The following is a 15,710-nucleotide window of genomic DNA, read 5'->3' as shown; positions in this document are numbered from 1 at the left end:
TTTTATTTTAGAGTACGCATATTAATAACCTTGTTACTTCATGCAATCATCTTTATTTTCAATTTTAGCTTAAACAGTTTCAGTTTAAGTAACGGGTATATTTTAGCATCTTATTATAATTCTTTCCAGAAAGGAATCTGTATTTTTACTTTTCACAAAAAACTCAGCAATGTCAAACATAACACTTAGCGGAACTAACGTTGAAACTAACGGTACACTTCCGAAGAAAGGGGATAAAGCCCCAAACTTTTCACTTAAAGCAACCGATCTATCAACTAAAACACTCGAAGATTATAAAGGGTCAAGAGTGATTCTTAATATATTTCCCAGTATCGATACAAACGTATGTGCGACTTCGGTACGAAAATTTAATGAGAAAGCAACCGGACTTAAAAATACCACCGTATTATGCATTTCTCGAGATACACCATTTGCATTGAAGCGTTTCGCAGACGATGAAGGTGTTGAACATGTGACAAACCTATCCGACTTTAAAACAGGGGATTTTGGAAAAACTTACGGACTGCAAATGACGACTGGCGCTATGGAGGGATTTCATTCTAGAGCTGTAGTCGTATTAGATGAAACTGGTACCGTGATTCATTCGCAACAAGTTCCAGAAATAGGAGAAGAACCCGACTACCTTTCTGCGCTAAAAACACTACTATAACATGTGGAACTCCTTTTTAGGCAAACGAATTAAAGGATTTAAATATGCTTTTAAAGGTGCTTATTTACTGCTTAAAAACGAAGCAAGTATACAAGTGCAGACTGTCATCGCAGTGATTGTTACCATCGCAGGATTTTATTTCGATATTTCCACGACAGAATGGATGTTTCAATTTATCGCTATAGGGCTTGTTATGAGTATAGAAGGGCTTAATACAGCTGCAGAAGAAATTGCGAACTTTGTTCATCCCGACTATCACAGCAAAATAGGATATATAAAGGACGTTGCTGCAGGTGCGGTATTTATAGCAGCATTAACTGCTGTAATTATCGCCTGCATTATTTATATCCCTAAATTTTAACGGGTTCCTATAAAAAGCAGCATAAAATTAACCGGTAATTTTATAATGTTTAAACCATTATAACAACGTATTGCTTGCCAATTAGAGATTAAAAAACCAGTACCTTCATCTGTTCATTTCAGCAAGAAAAAGCAGCCAGTTTTACAAAATTTTATGTAGCTTGTCCCGTTCTATATTTGTATTTTTGCGATAGATTACAACCCACTTTCATGGCGAAAAAAAAGAAATCAACATCTAAAAAAACCAAGAAGCCTGCTAAGAAAATATCCTTTGCTCTTACCAAACAGCAAAAGATTATTTTAGGCAGTTTTTTATTTTTGCTAGGAACCGCACTACTCTTTTCATTTATTTCATTCTTTTTTAACTGGCAGGCAGATCAAAGTGCGCTGGGAAATCTTTCTGAAAGAGAATTGGAAACCCGAAATTGGCTTAATAAATTTGGTAGCAATGTGGGACATTTTTTTATTTATGACGGTTTCGGAATTGCCGCATTTATTCTAGCAGTACTTATAGCACTTACTGGAATCTATTTCTTTTTCGATTATACAAAGACGGCTCTTAAACGATTTTGGTTCTGGGGTGTCTTATTAATGATATGGATTTCGGTATTCTTCGGATTTTTCACCACCACAAATTCTATTTTAAGTGGGGTGATCGGGTTCGAAATTAACGATCTATTACAAGATTACTTAGGGCTTATTGGCGCCATTTTAGTTATGGCATTTTTAGCAATCATTTATTTGGTGGTACGCCTAAAAATCACACCCGAAAAAGTGATTGCGTATTTTAATAAAAAGAAAACAGAGATCGCTTCCGATTTTTCTTCGGAAGATGCTTCGGAATCAACCATCGATCAAACCGATTATGAAAAAACAGTCGTAGAAGCTCATACCACGACTGAAGCTTCAGAAGCACCTACTCCCTTTTCTGAAACTACTTCAGAAGAAATTAAAAATGATCCACTAGAAAAACTCATTCTAAAATCTTCCGAAGACGATGTGGAGATGGAGGTTGAGCAAACCGTAGAAGAAGAAACTGTAGAAGGTGATCTAAGCAAAAAATTGGTTTCAGATTTCGGAGAATTCGACCCAACCCTAGAACTTAGCAATTATAAATTCCCAACGATCGATCTTTTAAAAGATTATACTAAAGGACAGGGAATCACCATTAATCAAGCAGAACTAGAAGAGAATAAAAACCGTATTGTAGAAACCCTAAATAACTACAAGATTGGTATTGCAAATATAAAAGCGACAGTAGGACCGACGGTTACCCTGTATGAAATTGTTCCCGATGCCGGTGTACGGATTTCAAAAATTAAGAACCTAGAAGACGATATTGCACTATCACTTTCGGCATTAGGAATACGTATTATTGCACCTATTCCCGGAAAAGGAACCATCGGTATTGAAGTTCCTAATAAGAATCCTAAAATTGTATCGATGCGATCGGTGATTGCTTCACCAAAATTTCAGAACGCAGAAATGGAATTACCCCTTTCTATGGGAAAAACAATTAGCAACGAAACCTTTGTGGTCGATCTTGCTAAAATGCCTCACTTATTAATGGCGGGTGCTACAGGACAAGGTAAATCGGTTGGGCTGAATGCTATTTTAACCTCTTTACTTTATAAAAAACATCCTGCAGAAGTAAAATTTGTGTTGGTCGATCCTAAAAAAGTAGAGTTAACCCTTTTTAATAAGATTGAACGTCACTACCTCGCAAAATTACCCGACACTGATGAGGCCATTATTACCGACACCACCAAAGTAGTACATACGTTAAACTCACTTTGTATTGAAATGGACGCACGGTATGATCTTTTAAAAGATGCATTGTGTCGAAATATTAAAGAATACAATACCAAATTCCGCAACCGTAAATTAAATCCGAACGACGGACACCGATTCCTGCCCTATATCGTATTAGTGATCGATGAATTTGCCGACTTAATTATGACTGCTGGAAAAGAAGTAGAAACACCTATCGCCCGTTTGGCACAATTAGCCCGTGCTATTGGAATTCACTTAATTGTTGCCACGCAACGACCTTCGGTTAATGTAATTACAGGGATCATTAAAGCCAACTTCCCTGCCCGTATTGCGTTTAGAGTGACCAGTAAAATAGATTCACGAACCATTCTAGACAATTCGGGTGCCGATCAGCTTATTGGTCGTGGAGACATGTTATATACCCAAGGAAATGATCTTACGCGTATTCAATGTGCTTTTGTAGATACTCCCGAAGTTGCTGACATTACAGACTTTATAGGATCACAAAAAGCCTATCCAGATGCACACTTACTTCCCGAGTATGTTGGGGAAGAAGGTGGCACAAATCTTGATAATAATATCGACGAACGAGATAAGTTGTTCCGGGAAGCTGCCGAAGTATTAGTAATTGCTCAACAAGGTTCTGCTTCTCTCTTACAACGAAAATTAAAATTAGGTTACAACCGAGCAGGAAGAATTATTGATCAATTAGAAGCAGCCGGAGTTGTAGGACCGTTTGAAGGAAGTAAAGCCAGACAAGTACTCGTTCCAACCTTAGAAGCATTAAACCAACTATTAGATAACGAAAATTAAAAACTTTAAAATGAAAAAAATAGCACTAATTTGTTTCGCACTTTTTGCTACTACGCTACTCCAAGCTCAGGATGCCAAGACCTTTTTAAAAGAAGTGTCTGCAAAGGCAAAAAGCTATGATAATATTTTTATCGATTTTAAATATAATTTGAACAACACTAAAGAAAATGTAAATCAGGAAACTCGAGGCGACGTAACCTTAGTAGGCGATAAATATGTTTTAAATATGTTGGGTACGACACGAATGTTCGACGGAAAAAAAATATACACGATCGTACCAGAAGATGAAGAAGTTACGATATCGAATTATAATGCTCAAGACGATAAAGAGATCACACCTTCAAAAATGCTTACCTTCTATGAAAAAGGATATACCTATAAAATGGATATTGAGCAGAATGTAAAAGGACGCAAAATTCAGTTTGTAAAATTAATTCCTATCGACTCAAATGCTGAAATAAAAGACATTCTTTTGGGTGTTGACGTTCAGACCAAGCACATCTATAAACTTATTCAAACAGATGCAAAAGGAACAAAATATACATTTACAGTAAACTCTTTTAAAACAAATCAACCGGTTTCAAAAACCTTATTTACCTTTGACGAGGCTAAATACAAAAAAGACGGCTACTACATTAATTCGCTGGACTAGTGAAAATACTGGATCGATATATACTCACCACTTACTTGAAGACGTTTTTTAGCGTCTTCATTATTTTGATGTTTATTTTCGTCCTGCAGTCGATCTGGCTGTACATTTCTGAATTGGCTGGAAAAGAACTCGACATCTGGATCGTTCTAAAATTTCTATGGTATGTCTCCCCGCGACTCATGCCACTGGTACTTCCTTTAACAATACTTGTCACCTCATTAATGGTCTTCGGAAGCTTTGCAGAGAAATACGAATTTGCTGCCATGAAAGCGAATGGTATCTCTTTACAGCGCGCCATGCGAAGTTTGATGGTCTTTATTCTTTTATTGAGTGTCACAGCGTTCTTTTTTGCAAACAATGTAATTCCTTATTCTGAATACAAATGGCTGAATTTACGTAGAAATATTGCACAAGTAAGTCCGTCGATGGTAATTGCCGAAGGGCAGTTTAGCCAGATAGGTGATGATTTTAATATTAAAGTTTCGGAAAAAAGTGGTGATCGGGATCAGTTTTTAAAAGACGTTGTAATTCATAAAAAGAACCCAAAACGTCCTAGCGGAAACTATACGGTAATTATAGCCAACGATGGGGAACTTGCTAGTGAAGAGGGAAGCAATACGCTATCCCTAATTTTAAAAGATGGAAACTACTACGAAGATATTCAAGCAACTACTGCTGCCAAACAACGATCTAAACCCTTCGCTAAAAGCTACTTCTCTACCTACGCAATAAACATTGACCTTACGGCCTTGAACGATACCGATGTTGACAAAGAGAACGAGCTTACAAACCAGAATATGTATAAGATCAACGAACTTTTTGTAGAGATCGATTCGTTATCAAAAAGTTACAGCAAGGATATTTCTGCTTTTTCAGATAACATGTATTATCGGAGTGGGGTTTCTAAGTTTAAAATGACAAAACTTAAAGATACAGTCGCAGTAGATACCATACAATCGGTCATTGATGTGTTCGATGTTGAAAACAAACAATCGGGTGTGATTTCGATGGCATTAAATAACGTGAGAGGTAGCATTCAGTCGGTACAAGCAAAGAAGAAAGAGTTTCAGGTTAAAACCAAAAGACTCAATAAATATGAAATGGCACTACATGAAAAATGGGTACTTGCGGCAGCCTGTATCATTCTCTTTTTTGTAGGAGCACCGTTGGGGGCTATTATTCGTAAAGGGGGAATGGGACTTCCTATGGTTATTGCCATTCTTCTGTTCTTAACGTATCATTTTATAGGAATTTTCGCCAAAAATAGCGCCGAAGATGGTACATTACATCCATTTATTGCCACTTGGCTTAGTACCGTTATCATGCTCCCATTAGGAATTTGGTTAACCTACCGCGCTACAACAGACCAAGGAATTGTAGACTTCGACGCCTTTTTTCAACGCTTCTCAAAGTGGTTTAAGAAAAAAGATAAAACCCTTCCATAAGCACAGCCTATTTATTTTTAATTCCTTCTGAAATTCATTTTTAAAAAGCGGGTTAAATTTTTATACACAACCACTACTTCTAAACACATTGCGTATCTTTGCACCCTTAATTCTAAGCTATGACTGCAACGCTAAACGGTACTTCTATTCAGTTAAATACTATTGAAGAAGCCATTGAAGATATTAAAAACGGAAAAGTAATTATTGTAGTAGACGATGAAGATCGTGAGAATGAAGGTGATTTTCTTGCTGCTGCTGAAAAGGTTACCCCCGAAATTATCAATTTTATGGCGACGCATGGCCGCGGACTTATCTGCGCTCCTATTACTGAAACCCATTGCAGAGAATTAGAGTTAGAAATGATGACTGGAAACAATACCGACCCTATGGAGACGGCTTTTACAATATCGGTCGATCTGAAGGGCAAGGGAGTTACTACCGGTATTTCAGCTTCCGATCGAGCAAAGACCGTGCAAGCTCTTATTGATCCAAAAACAAAGCCGCATGAATTAAGCAAACCAGGACATATATTTCCACTAAAAGCTAAAGACGGCGGAGTATTAAGAAGAACTGGGCATACCGAAGCCGCTATTGATTTTGCTCGCTTGGCAGGTTTAAAACCAGCGGGTGTAATCGTTGAGATCATGAATGAAGACGGCACAATGGCACGACTTCCTCATTTAGTAGAAGTAGCACAAAAATTCGATTTAAAATTGGTGTCTATTGAAGCTCTTGTAGCGTATCGCATGGAGCATGATTCCTTAATCGAAAAGAAGGAGGATTTTAATATTAATACAAAATTTGGAGCGTTTAGATTACGGGCGTACCAACAAACTACCAACGATCAAGTACATATTGCCATAACCAAAGGTCACTGGAAAGCAAACGAACCTGTATTAGTACGCGTAAACTCTACACTTGTAAATAACGACATCCTTGGAACGCTGACAAACGATGCCGATAAAAAATTAGACGATATGTTTAATGTAATAAATTCGGAAGGACAAGGAGCCATTGTTTTTATAAATCAGCAAAGTCAATCTTTCAATTTACTTAGCCGTTTAAAAACATTAAAAGAAATTCAGAAAGATAACGAAGTGGCTAAAGCTCCTGGTATTATGATGGATAGTAAAGACTTTGGTATTGGAACCCAAATATTACACGACTTAGGAATTCATAAAATTCGTCTTGTCTCTAATAGTGAGCAAACCAAACGCGTCGGGATGATTGGCTATGGACTTGAAATTACTGAATACGTTCGGTACTAAGAATTTCTGAAACTACCTGTTTCATTTTTTCAGCACGTTCTTTAACCTGAGCTTCTTTCCAACCAATCTTTACTAAAGAAGAAACAGTACGGCCCATCCATGCATCACTTTTAGAGAAATCGGTTTCATTTAGCTGTTGCATTTGTTGTTTTATTTCTGAAGGCAGATTACCCATCGCTTTTAAATCACGAAGGTGCTCCCATCCATTTATGTAATGCCAGTTATTTGTATACCAATAAAAACAGGCATCTACCCCCGCTTCAGAAAGTGCTTTGTGTACTTTTTGGGCTAATGCTTCCGTAGGGAGAAAGAAATTCAGAAAAGAATAATTTTCTACGCCTCCTTCGGGAACCCTTCTAAAAGTAACTCCATCGACAGATTCTAATGCTTCCCGCATGTAAGTATAATGTTTCTTCTGAAGCTTTAAAATCCCATCAAGTTTATCGAGTTGTGCAAGACCGACCGCAGCATTTAATTCAGAAATACGAAAATTATATCCTAAAGTAGGATGTGTTTCGGCACCCCGATCGTTGCCCACGTGGTCATGTCCATGATCTTGATATTGATCTGCATTAATCGCATATTTTTCATTGTTGGTAATAATACCTCCTCCTTCACCACAGGTAATCGTTTTTACATAATCGAACGAAAAACATCCGAGATCGCCATAACTCCCTAGAGGTTTTCCTTCGAAGGTACCTCCTATTGCCTGACACGCATCTTCCAAGAGTAATAAATTATGTGCCTCACAAATTGACTTTAGAGCTTTTAGATCTGCCATGGAACCACACATGTGTACAGGCATTACGCATTTAGTCTTAGACGTAATGGCTGCTTCTACAGCTTTTGGGTCTAAGGTAAGGGTATCATCGATATCAACTAAAACAGGCACAGCTCCTAACATCATAATCGATTCGAAACTGGCTACAAAAGTAAAGGTGGGCATAATTACTTCATCCCCTGCTCCAACTCCAGCAGATGCCAACGCTATAGTTAACGCAGCAGTACCACTAGATACTAATTGACAGTGGGCAGATTGCATGCGTTCCGCAAAGGCAGTTTCAAACTCTTTGGCTTTCCAATGATTGTTACGCATTCCGTCGAAACCGTACCGCATTAGTACTCCTGTTTCTAATACATCATTAACCTGTTTGCGTTCTTCTGCTCCAAATATTTCGAATCCTGGCATACTTTCTATATATAATTAATACTTATTCTTTTGATAGATACATCACAAAGATAAGGGTTGCGCATGGTATCGAAAAGTGTTAAACGATAGATTTAGACATAAAAAAACCTCCACAATGGGAGGTCTTCTTTTTAGATTCTCTGATGTTCCAATTTTGGATCTTCTACAGGTTTTGAATGTGGCATCTGATTATTAAAGAAACGATCGATAAATAATTTCTGAACCGAATCCATATGCTTTAAACGTGCATTCATATCGAAACCTCCCCCTAAATTTTTAGGCCCATTAAAAAATGAACTCATATAAGGGTCTTCACTAATAGATGGAAAGCCTTGATTGAAATTATCTTGAAATAAATTCATGATACTGTCCATCGATTTTGATGGCATCGGTTTTCCATTAACGCTCCCATATGAATAAGAATATATAGAATCATACTTAACTAGATTTCCTTGTTCATCAAATTCTTTGTTAACAGTCCAACTTCCTTGAGGTTCTGAAGCTTCAACTTGACTGTTTTGTGAGGCATCTCGGTCTTGTTTTGTTTCTTGTGCAGTGCAGCTAACCAGACTTGCTGTAAAAGCTGCCATAAAAAATAGTGTTTTCATTTCAACTCTTTTTATATTTTAAACAACAGTGAAAAAGCGGGAAGTATCCCGCTTTTTGTTAGGCAATCTCAATAGATTTTGGTGGTTTTGGTTTTGCTTCTTCTTTCTTTGGAATAACAACTCCTAATACACCATCTTTGTAATTCGCAGTGATGTTATCTTCATCAACCAATTCTGGAAGATTGAACGATCTCTTAAATGAGCTATAACTAAATTCTCTTCTAGTATACGTTGCATCTTCTTCAATACGCTCATTTTTTTCTTCCGCAGAAATGGTTAACAAATCGTTATCTACATCTACTTTAAAATCGTCCCGTTTCATTCCGGGTACTGCTAGCTCCACTATAAATTCGTTTTCATTGTCTTTAATATTTATAGCAGGCATACTTGCTCCTTGTTTAAAAGTGTCGGGGAGTCTAAACCAATCATCATCATGTAATTGATTCCAGACATTCGGCATCAACGAGCTGTTTCTTTTTGTAAGTTTCATATTACACTAGTTTTAAATTAAACTTAATTTTAATCGTGCTGCTTGGTAGCACACTTGTTAAAAAGCAAATGAAATACCAAAGTTAAAAATGACATATTTTTGGTTAAAAACATAAATTATCAACCCATCTAAATGACATTATTTCATTCATAATCAATTTATAAGTGACAATTTTTCAGTTTTAAAAGCATCGTCATTTGGTGCTAAATTTTTCTTAATTGATTTTAATTCCTAGGCTTGTTTTGTAACTTTCAAAGACAAGCAAAAAAACCAATGGCATATATAGATTATTATAAAATCCTAGGTCTTTCTAAGTCCGCAAGTCAGAGTGACATTAAGAAAGCATATCGGAAAATGGCTCGAAAATACCATCCCGATGTAAATCCAAATGACTCGACAGCAGAGCAAAAATTTAAAGAGGTCAACGAAGCGCATGAAGTGCTCGGAAATGTTGAAAATAGAAAAAAATACGACGAATACGGAGCAGATTGGAAACATGCAGACGATATAAAAAAAGCAAGACAACAACAGCAAGAACAGCAAAGGCAATATTCCTCTCAAGGAGGATTTACAGGAGCCGATTTTGGCGGTGGAGATTTTTCAGATTTCTTTGAGTCGATGTTTGGTGGGAGAACTAGCGGAGGTTCGCGCAGTAGTACAACCTTTAAAGGCCAAGATTACAATGCTGAAGTACAACTCGATCTAAAGGAAGTTTATACTACCCAAAAACAAACTCTTACAGTGAATGGTAAAAATATTCGTATTACCATCCCTGCGGGTGTAGAGAACGGACAAGTAATTAAAATTAAAGGCCACGGGGGTGCGGGTATCAACGGAGGACCAAAAGGAGACCTCTACATTACGTTCGCTATTAAAAATAGCACACGATTTAGAAGAGTAAAAAGTGACCTTTATAGTGATGTATCTATAGATGTGGTTACAGCAGTTTTAGGTGGAGACATTACAGTTTCTACCTTCGATGGAAAAGTAAAATTAAGCGTTAAGCCTGGTACTCAAACCGACTCTAAAATAAAGTTAAAGGGGAAAGGGTTTCCGAAGTATAAAAAAGAAGGACAATTTGGAGATCTGTACATCACCTACAAAGTGAAAGTTCCAACACAGCTTTCAGAAAAAGAAAAAGAATTATTTGAAGCACTTAAAAATATAAAGGACCATGAGCACTAAACAGTTAATCGCAATAACCCCCATATGTACGTCCTATAATGTAGAAGTTTCTTTTGTAGCTACTTTAAAAGAACTTGGATTGATTGCTCTTACACGACAAAAAGAAGAATTCTATATTCATATAGATGAAGTACCTACTGTAGAAAAAATGATTCGTATGCACCGTGATCTTAATATTAATCCTGAAGGCATCGACGTAATATTTAATTTATTAGAACGAGTAGACACAATGCAATCTGAAATGACTGCTTTAAAAAACAGACTACGCTTATACGAAGACGATTTGTAAAAAAATGTTACTTCATCTCTAAAACAACTTTTTCCACTCCACGTCGCACTTTTTTCATCGATGAAAAGAAATCATCCTGAGAACGGTAGCCAATCGCCATTACTAATACCGATTGCAACCCTTGCGCGGTTAAATTGAGAAAAGTATCGTACTTCTTTGCTTCAAATCCTTCCATTGGACAGGCATCAATTTCTTCTAAGGCACAAACTGTAAGTAAATTTCCCATGGCTAGATAAGCTTGCCTCGCCGCCCATTCGTTTATTTCTTCTTGCGATTTGCCCGAAAAAGAATCTATTAAAAAAGTTTCAAAAGGACTTAATACTGCCCGCGGGGTATCACGTGCCTTCTCGACAGCGTCAAAATACTCTTTAATGTAAGTTGATGTTACAGCAGTTTCAGTACAAAAAACTAATACATGCGATGCTTCTGCTACTTGTTTTTGTTGCATCGTTAACGACACAAGTTGTTCTTTTAAGTCTTGATTGCTAATAACTACTAACTTTAAAGGTTGCAAACCATAGGAGGTTGCGGTTAAATTAAAAGCCTCTTTAATTATTTGGATTTTCTCTTCGGAAAGTTTCTTCGAGGTATCAAAACTTTTCGTGGCATATCGCCATTGCAATTTCTCTATTATTTCTGATGCCATAATCGTGTATTGAACCTCAAAGTTACAAATACCAATTAACCTGAGTAAAAGCAGACATTACATATTCCAATTTCTGAAAATTTATAATTGATTGTTAAATAAAACAAATCGCAATAAACAAGAGGCATACTCCCTTTAACTTTACGTACCTTAACTTAAAAATACGGCGAACTAATAAGTATGATTCATGTAAATAAAGTTGCTTAATAAAATTTGGCGGAATGGTAATAAACACTGTATTTCCTACATTTAATTCAGTTTGAACGTTGACTAAAGAAGGTACCCTCCTATCTTTATTATTTAAAGGGACATTGTTTTATTATTGTATACTATGAAGAACATGTAAAATTATTTGTCATAAGCTTGAAAATAATTTGTTTTGATTTGCGCTCAAATAGATTCTAAAAGAAGAAAAGCGTAACTGTACTATCATAACTAATAAATTTAATAACATATGGACATACGCTCCAACGAGCCTTATTGGCTCATTAAAAATGCGCTTCCAAAAAGCTACCCCTCATTGCGAGAATCAAAAAGCACAGAAATTGTTGTGATTGGAGGAGGTATCACTGGTGCACTAATAAGCTATCAACTTTTACAAGAAGGGAAAAAGGTTATACTTTTAGAACGTCGAGATATTTGTAACGGAAGCAGCGCTGCCAGCACTTCGATGCTTCAATATGAAATAGATGTTCCCTTGCACGAACTTATCGAACAACGCGGACTTACCTGTGCTGTTTCCAGTTATCGGGAATGTGAATCTTCCATCACAAAGCTCAAGGAAATTATCGATACCATAGCATCAGACTGTCAGTTTGAATTTACTAAAAGTGTATACTTCTGTTCTGCCAAAAAAGATTTGGAGTTTCTTCGGAAAGAATACGAATGTCGCAAAGAGCATGGGTTTAATGTAAAATGGATCGACAAAAAACAACTGGATAAAAGAGGGCTTAAAGCCTACGCAGCTATTGAATCCAAATCGGGTGCGGTTATGGATGCCTATAAATTAGCTAATGATCTTTTAAAATATTGTTCAGAAAAAGGACTTGAAATTTATGATAGAACAGAAGTACATACTATTCATCATGCTTCAGAATCGGTTGAAATAACAACCAACCAAGGACATAAAATAACAACAGATCATGTAGTGCATTGTACTGGTTTTGAAAGTACCAATACATTAAAAGAAGACATTGTTTCTTTAAAGAGCACCTATGCCCTAGCTTCAGAAGCCTTCGAAACCCTTCCGAAGCAATTTAAAAATATCATTTACTGGAATACCAATAGTCCCTATTTATATTTTCGCCCCACCGCAGATAACAGAATTATAATGGGAGGCGGTGACGAGAATTTTAAAAATGCTACGAAAAGAGACGCACTCCTTCCGAAGAAAGAAAAAGCATTAGTAAAATCGTTTCAGAAATGCTTTCCAGACATCCCATTTGTGTTAGATTATTCGTGGGCGGGCACTTTTGGCGAAACCGACGACGGACTTCCATATATGGGACGACCCGAATTAGATAAAAACGAACATTACATTTTAGGTTTTGGAGGCAATGGAATTACCTTTAGTGTAATGGGCATGGAAGCGATACTACCTAGCATAGAGAACGATCCGCATGTGTTTTTAGACTTTTATAAGTTTGGTAGGTAATTATAAAACAATACTCTCTTTTTACTTTACTTAAGTCTTGCCTGTTAATGAACATTTAATGGTCCTAAAATCCGTACTCAATGTTTCATTTACGATTAGGATTAGCGCAAATACATGTCTACTTGTGTTTAATCAAGCTATAATAATCTACTATAGTTAAACTTTTATCAAAGCGTTAAGAAATCCTGCATAATTCATTTAATTTTAAGGAAAATGCTATACAACTATGAAAAAACAGACCAAGAAAAAGACAACAGAAACACAAAAGATCAAAGATCTAAAACAGTTTGAGAAAGAAGTAAAAGATACTACATTAACAACCAACCAAGGATTAAAGGTAAACGATACTAATAATTCTTTAAAGGCGGGAGAACGCGGTGCTACTCTATTAGAAGATTTTCTTCTTCGCGAGAAAATCACCAATTTCGATCACGAGCGTATACCAGAGCGAATCGTACATGCTCGAGGAAGCGGGGCACATGGATATTTCGAATTATATGAAAGCATAGAAGAATATAGTAAAGCCGGAATCTTTACAGATACGAAACGAAAAACACCCGTATTTGTACGTTTTTCTACCGTGGCGGGGTCTAAAGGGTCTCCCGACTTGGCTCGTGATGTAAGGGGTTTTGCTGTAAAATTTTATACCGAAGAAGGAACTTGGGATCTAGTTGGTAATAACATGCCAATCTTCTTTATTCAGGATGCCATGAAATTTCCAGATCTTATTCACTCGGTAAAACCAGAGCCTAATAAAGAAATTCCGCAGGCTGCCTCAGCTCACGATACATTTTACGACTTTGTCTCGCATGCTACCGAAACCCTACACAATCATATTTGGGCGATGAGTGACCGGGCTATTCCTCGTAGCTTACGAATGATGGAAGGATTTGGAATTCATACATTTCGATTAATAAACAAAGAAGGAAAAGCGCATTTCGTGAAGTTTCATTGGAAACCAGTATTGGGAGTGCATTCAGTTACGTGGGACGAAGCGGTTCGTATTAATGGAGCCGATGCCGATTTCCATAGACGTGATCTTTGGGATGCCATTGAAGCAGGACAGTATCCAGAATGGGAATTCGGAATTCAAGTTGTTCCCGAAGAAGACGAACATAAATATGATTTCGATCTGCTCGACCCAACGAAATTGATTCCAGAAGAAATGGTTCCTGTAAAGATCATCGGGAAAATGACCTTGAATAAAAACCCTGAAAATTTCTTTGCTGAAACCGAACAGGTTGCGTTTTTACCAGGACACATTGTGCCGGGAATCGATTTTACAAACGATCCTTTATTACAAGGACGGTTATTTTCGTACCGAGACACTCAATTATCACGATTAGGAGGGCCTAACTTTCACCAGATCCCAATTAATAGACCTGTAGCTCCTACGCATAATAATCAACGTGACGGACATATGCAGATGGATATCCCAAAAGGTCAAACAGCCTATTTTCCAAATACATTAAGCGGAGGATGTCCACATTTATCCAAGATTTCTGAAGGCGCTTTCGATTCGTATCAAGAACGAATTGACGCTAAAAAAATTCGCGGAAGAAGTGAAAGTTTTAGTGATCATTTCTCACAACCTGCTCTATTTTACCGTAGTCTAGCAGACTGGGAACAACAACACGTTGCCGATGCCTATACGTTCGAACTTGGAAAATGTATGCATGATCATATAAAAGAAAGAATGTTGTGGCTTATCCAACAAATCGATAAAGATTTGGCTAAAAAAGTAGCGAAAGGTCTGGGAATGAAAATCCCTAGTAAGATAGATCAACCTATTAATCAAGCAATAGGCGCCGATGCAGATGTTAAAAAACACCAACCCGGCAAGAAAAAGAATTACTTAGATAAAGACCCTGCCTTGAGCCAGTCGAACACTAAATTCGACAGCATTGCTACTCGAAAGATTGCGTTCCTAGTTGCAGATGGATTTTCTATGAAAGAGTATAAAAAGATGAAAACTACCCTCGAAAAAGAAGGAGCTGTAGTACAACTAATTGCACCACATGGGGGAACTATTAAGTGCGATACCGATATGGAGCATAAGGTTGATGCGTCTATTATGACTACGGAAAGTGTTTTATTCGATGCTGTATATGTGCCAGGTGGAAAGAAGTCTGTAACCGAATTACTGAAACATTCTAAATACATTAAGTTTACTAATGAAGCCTTTAAGCACTGCAAAGCGATTGCTGCTTCTTCTGAAGCTGAATCACTAATAGATGAGACCGCTGTAGCAGAATATAAAGATGATAAAGCGATATTTATTGGTAAAAAACCAGAAGATTTTGTTTCCGCTATTTCGAAACATAGAAATTGGGATCGAATGAAAATTGCCGATTCTATTGCGGTTTAAATTAATGCAATAATTACCACACTAAAAGCCTGTATGTATAAAACTTACAGGCTTTTAATTTTTCTATTAGTTAGTAACACCAGATATATAGAACCTTTAACTCTATTCACTATTCTATATGACGGGTTCTTTTTACATAAAATACATTCAGCACTAATACTTATTTACTTTTTAAGCATCAGTCACTTAAGAAGTATTTTTTTATTCAATAATGAAGACATTTCACAATTAACATCTATTTAACTTCGATAAGTTCGGTTTTTTCAGAACCGATCATATCTTTGTGTTGTAATATTTAAA

The 15,710-nt window shown here is 36.8% G+C and carries 14 protein-coding genes; 10 read left to right on the top strand and 4 right to left on the bottom strand.

What is annotated here, in order from left to right:
• Positions 1 to 169 precede the first annotated feature (169 nt).
• From tpx to ribB, 6 genes are all read left to right on the top strand, one after another.
• On the top strand, positions 170 to 670 hold the full coding sequence (tpx, locus tag ULVI_RS08870; RefSeq protein ID WP_068591920.1) for a thiol peroxidase: 501 nt from the start codon (positions 170 to 172) through the stop codon (positions 668 to 670).
• Position 671: 1 nt separating this feature from the next.
• Positions 672 to 1,031 carry a diacylglycerol kinase family protein gene (locus ULVI_RS08865; protein WP_068591918.1) on the top strand — a complete coding sequence of 120 codons (360 nt, stop codon included), beginning with the start codon at positions 672 to 674 and terminating at the stop codon, positions 1,029 to 1,031.
• A 209-nt stretch (positions 1,032 to 1,240) separates the two neighbouring features.
• A complete protein-coding gene (locus tag ULVI_RS08860) occupies positions 1,241 to 3,616 on the top strand; it encodes an FtsK/SpoIIIE family DNA translocase (RefSeq protein WP_068591916.1) in 2,376 nt (791 codons plus the stop codon).
• 10 nt (positions 3,617 to 3,626) lie between these two features.
• A complete protein-coding gene (locus tag ULVI_RS08855) occupies positions 3,627 to 4,268 on the top strand; it encodes a LolA family protein (protein ID WP_068591914.1) in 642 nt (213 codons plus the stop codon).
• Positions 4,269 to 4,336: 68 nt separating this feature from the next.
• On the top strand, positions 4,337 to 5,713 hold the full coding sequence (locus ULVI_RS08850; protein WP_449390412.1) for an LptF/LptG family permease: 1,377 nt from the start codon (positions 4,337 to 4,339) through the stop codon (positions 5,711 to 5,713).
• Between the two features lie 119 nt (positions 5,714 to 5,832).
• On the top strand, positions 5,833 to 6,981 hold the full coding sequence (gene ribB / locus ULVI_RS08845) for a 3,4-dihydroxy-2-butanone-4-phosphate synthase (RefSeq protein WP_068591911.1): 1,149 nt from the start codon (positions 5,833 to 5,835) through the stop codon (positions 6,979 to 6,981).
• On the opposite strand, the gene ULVI_RS08840 is transcribed toward ribB, so the two are convergent.
• From ULVI_RS08840 to ULVI_RS08830, 3 genes are all read right to left on the bottom strand, one after another.
• On the bottom strand, positions 6,959 to 8,170 hold the full coding sequence (locus ULVI_RS08840; protein WP_068591909.1) for a DegT/DnrJ/EryC1/StrS family aminotransferase: 1,212 nt from the start codon (positions 8,168 to 8,170) through the stop codon (positions 6,959 to 6,961). The two genes, ribB and ULVI_RS08840, sit on opposite strands and share 23 nt — an antisense overlap.
• Positions 8,171 to 8,301: 131 nt before the next feature.
• Positions 8,302 to 8,778, bottom strand: a complete 477-nt coding sequence (locus ULVI_RS08835; protein WP_068591907.1) for a hypothetical protein — start codon at positions 8,776 to 8,778, stop codon at positions 8,302 to 8,304.
• Between the two features lie 58 nt (positions 8,779 to 8,836).
• A complete protein-coding gene (locus tag ULVI_RS08830) occupies positions 8,837 to 9,268 on the bottom strand; it encodes an Hsp20/alpha crystallin family protein (protein ID WP_068591904.1) in 432 nt (143 codons plus the stop codon).
• A gap of 273 nt (positions 9,269 to 9,541) precedes the next feature.
• Here ULVI_RS08830 and ULVI_RS08825 point away from each other — a divergent pair, with 273 nt between their 5' ends.
• On the top strand, positions 9,542 to 10,453 hold the full coding sequence (locus tag ULVI_RS08825; protein WP_068591902.1) for a DnaJ C-terminal domain-containing protein: 912 nt from the start codon (positions 9,542 to 9,544) through the stop codon (positions 10,451 to 10,453).
• Positions 10,443 to 10,742 (top strand): chaperone modulator CbpM, encoded by a 300-nt coding sequence (locus ULVI_RS08820; RefSeq protein WP_068591900.1) that lies wholly within the window; start codon positions 10,443 to 10,445, stop codon positions 10,740 to 10,742. Before ULVI_RS08825 ends, ULVI_RS08820 begins: the two co-directional genes overlap by 11 nt.
• 7 nt (positions 10,743 to 10,749) lie before the next feature.
• Here the strand turns inward: ULVI_RS08820 and ULVI_RS08815 are convergent, their stop codons facing one another.
• Entirely contained in the window at positions 10,750 to 11,388 is a 639-nt protein-coding gene (locus tag ULVI_RS08815) for an NAD(P)H-dependent oxidoreductase (protein ID WP_068591898.1), read from the bottom strand.
• A gap of 454 nt (positions 11,389 to 11,842) precedes the next feature.
• On the opposite strand from ULVI_RS08815, the gene ULVI_RS08810 reads away from it, so the two are divergent.
• Both ULVI_RS08810 and ULVI_RS08805 read left to right on the top strand, forming a co-directional pair.
• Positions 11,843 to 13,042 carry an NAD(P)/FAD-dependent oxidoreductase gene (locus tag ULVI_RS08810; protein WP_068591896.1) on the top strand — a complete coding sequence of 400 codons (1,200 nt, stop codon included), beginning with the start codon at positions 11,843 to 11,845 and terminating at the stop codon, positions 13,040 to 13,042.
• Positions 13,043 to 13,268: 226 nt separating this feature from the next.
• Positions 13,269 to 15,410, top strand: a complete 2,142-nt coding sequence (locus ULVI_RS08805; RefSeq protein ID WP_068591893.1) for a catalase — start codon at positions 13,269 to 13,271, stop codon at positions 15,408 to 15,410.
• Positions 15,411 to 15,710 lie beyond the last annotated feature (300 nt).

It is taken from the genome of Cochleicola gelatinilyticus, assembly GCF_001637325.1.
Taxonomy (GTDB): domain Bacteria; phylum Bacteroidota; class Bacteroidia; order Flavobacteriales; family Flavobacteriaceae; genus Cochleicola; species Cochleicola gelatinilyticus.
Note: the sequence above shows the minus strand (reverse complement) of the source record. Positions and strands in the feature narration are given on the sequence as shown.

Bases quoted from the DNA above. Each gene is read 5' to 3' on its own strand.
- ULVI_RS08840 (WP_068591909.1), bottom strand. From the start codon at position 8,170: ATGCCAGGATTCGAAATATTTGGAGCAGAAGAACGCAAACAGGTTAAT.
- ULVI_RS08860 (WP_068591916.1), top strand. From the start codon at position 1,241: ATGGCGAAAAAAAAGAAATCAACATCTAAAAAAACCAAGAAGCCTGCT.
- ULVI_RS08830 (WP_068591904.1), bottom strand. From the start codon at position 9,268: ATGAAACTTACAAAAAGAAACAGCTCGTTGATGCCGAATGTCTGGAAT.
- ULVI_RS08805 (WP_068591893.1), top strand. From the start codon at position 13,269: ATGAAAAAACAGACCAAGAAAAAGACAACAGAAACACAAAAGATCAAA.
- ULVI_RS08810 (WP_068591896.1), top strand. From the start codon at position 11,843: ATGGACATACGCTCCAACGAGCCTTATTGGCTCATTAAAAATGCGCTT.
- ULVI_RS08865 (WP_068591918.1), top strand. From the start codon at position 672: ATGTGGAACTCCTTTTTAGGCAAACGAATTAAAGGATTTAAATATGCT.
- ULVI_RS08855 (WP_068591914.1), top strand. From the start codon at position 3,627: ATGAAAAAAATAGCACTAATTTGTTTCGCACTTTTTGCTACTACGCTA.
- ULVI_RS08820 (WP_068591900.1), top strand. From the start codon at position 10,443: ATGAGCACTAAACAGTTAATCGCAATAACCCCCATATGTACGTCCTAT.
- ULVI_RS08815 (WP_068591898.1), bottom strand. From the start codon at position 11,388: ATGGCATCAGAAATAATAGAGAAATTGCAATGGCGATATGCCACGAAA.
- ULVI_RS08850 (WP_449390412.1), top strand. From the start codon at position 4,337: ATGTTTATTTTCGTCCTGCAGTCGATCTGGCTGTACATTTCTGAATTG.
- ULVI_RS08825 (WP_068591902.1), top strand. From the start codon at position 9,542: ATGGCATATATAGATTATTATAAAATCCTAGGTCTTTCTAAGTCCGCA.
- tpx (WP_068591920.1), top strand. From the start codon at position 170: ATGTCAAACATAACACTTAGCGGAACTAACGTTGAAACTAACGGTACA.
- ULVI_RS08835 (WP_068591907.1), bottom strand. From the start codon at position 8,778: ATGAAAACACTATTTTTTATGGCAGCTTTTACAGCAAGTCTGGTTAGC.
- ribB (WP_068591911.1), top strand. From the start codon at position 5,833: ATGACTGCAACGCTAAACGGTACTTCTATTCAGTTAAATACTATTGAA.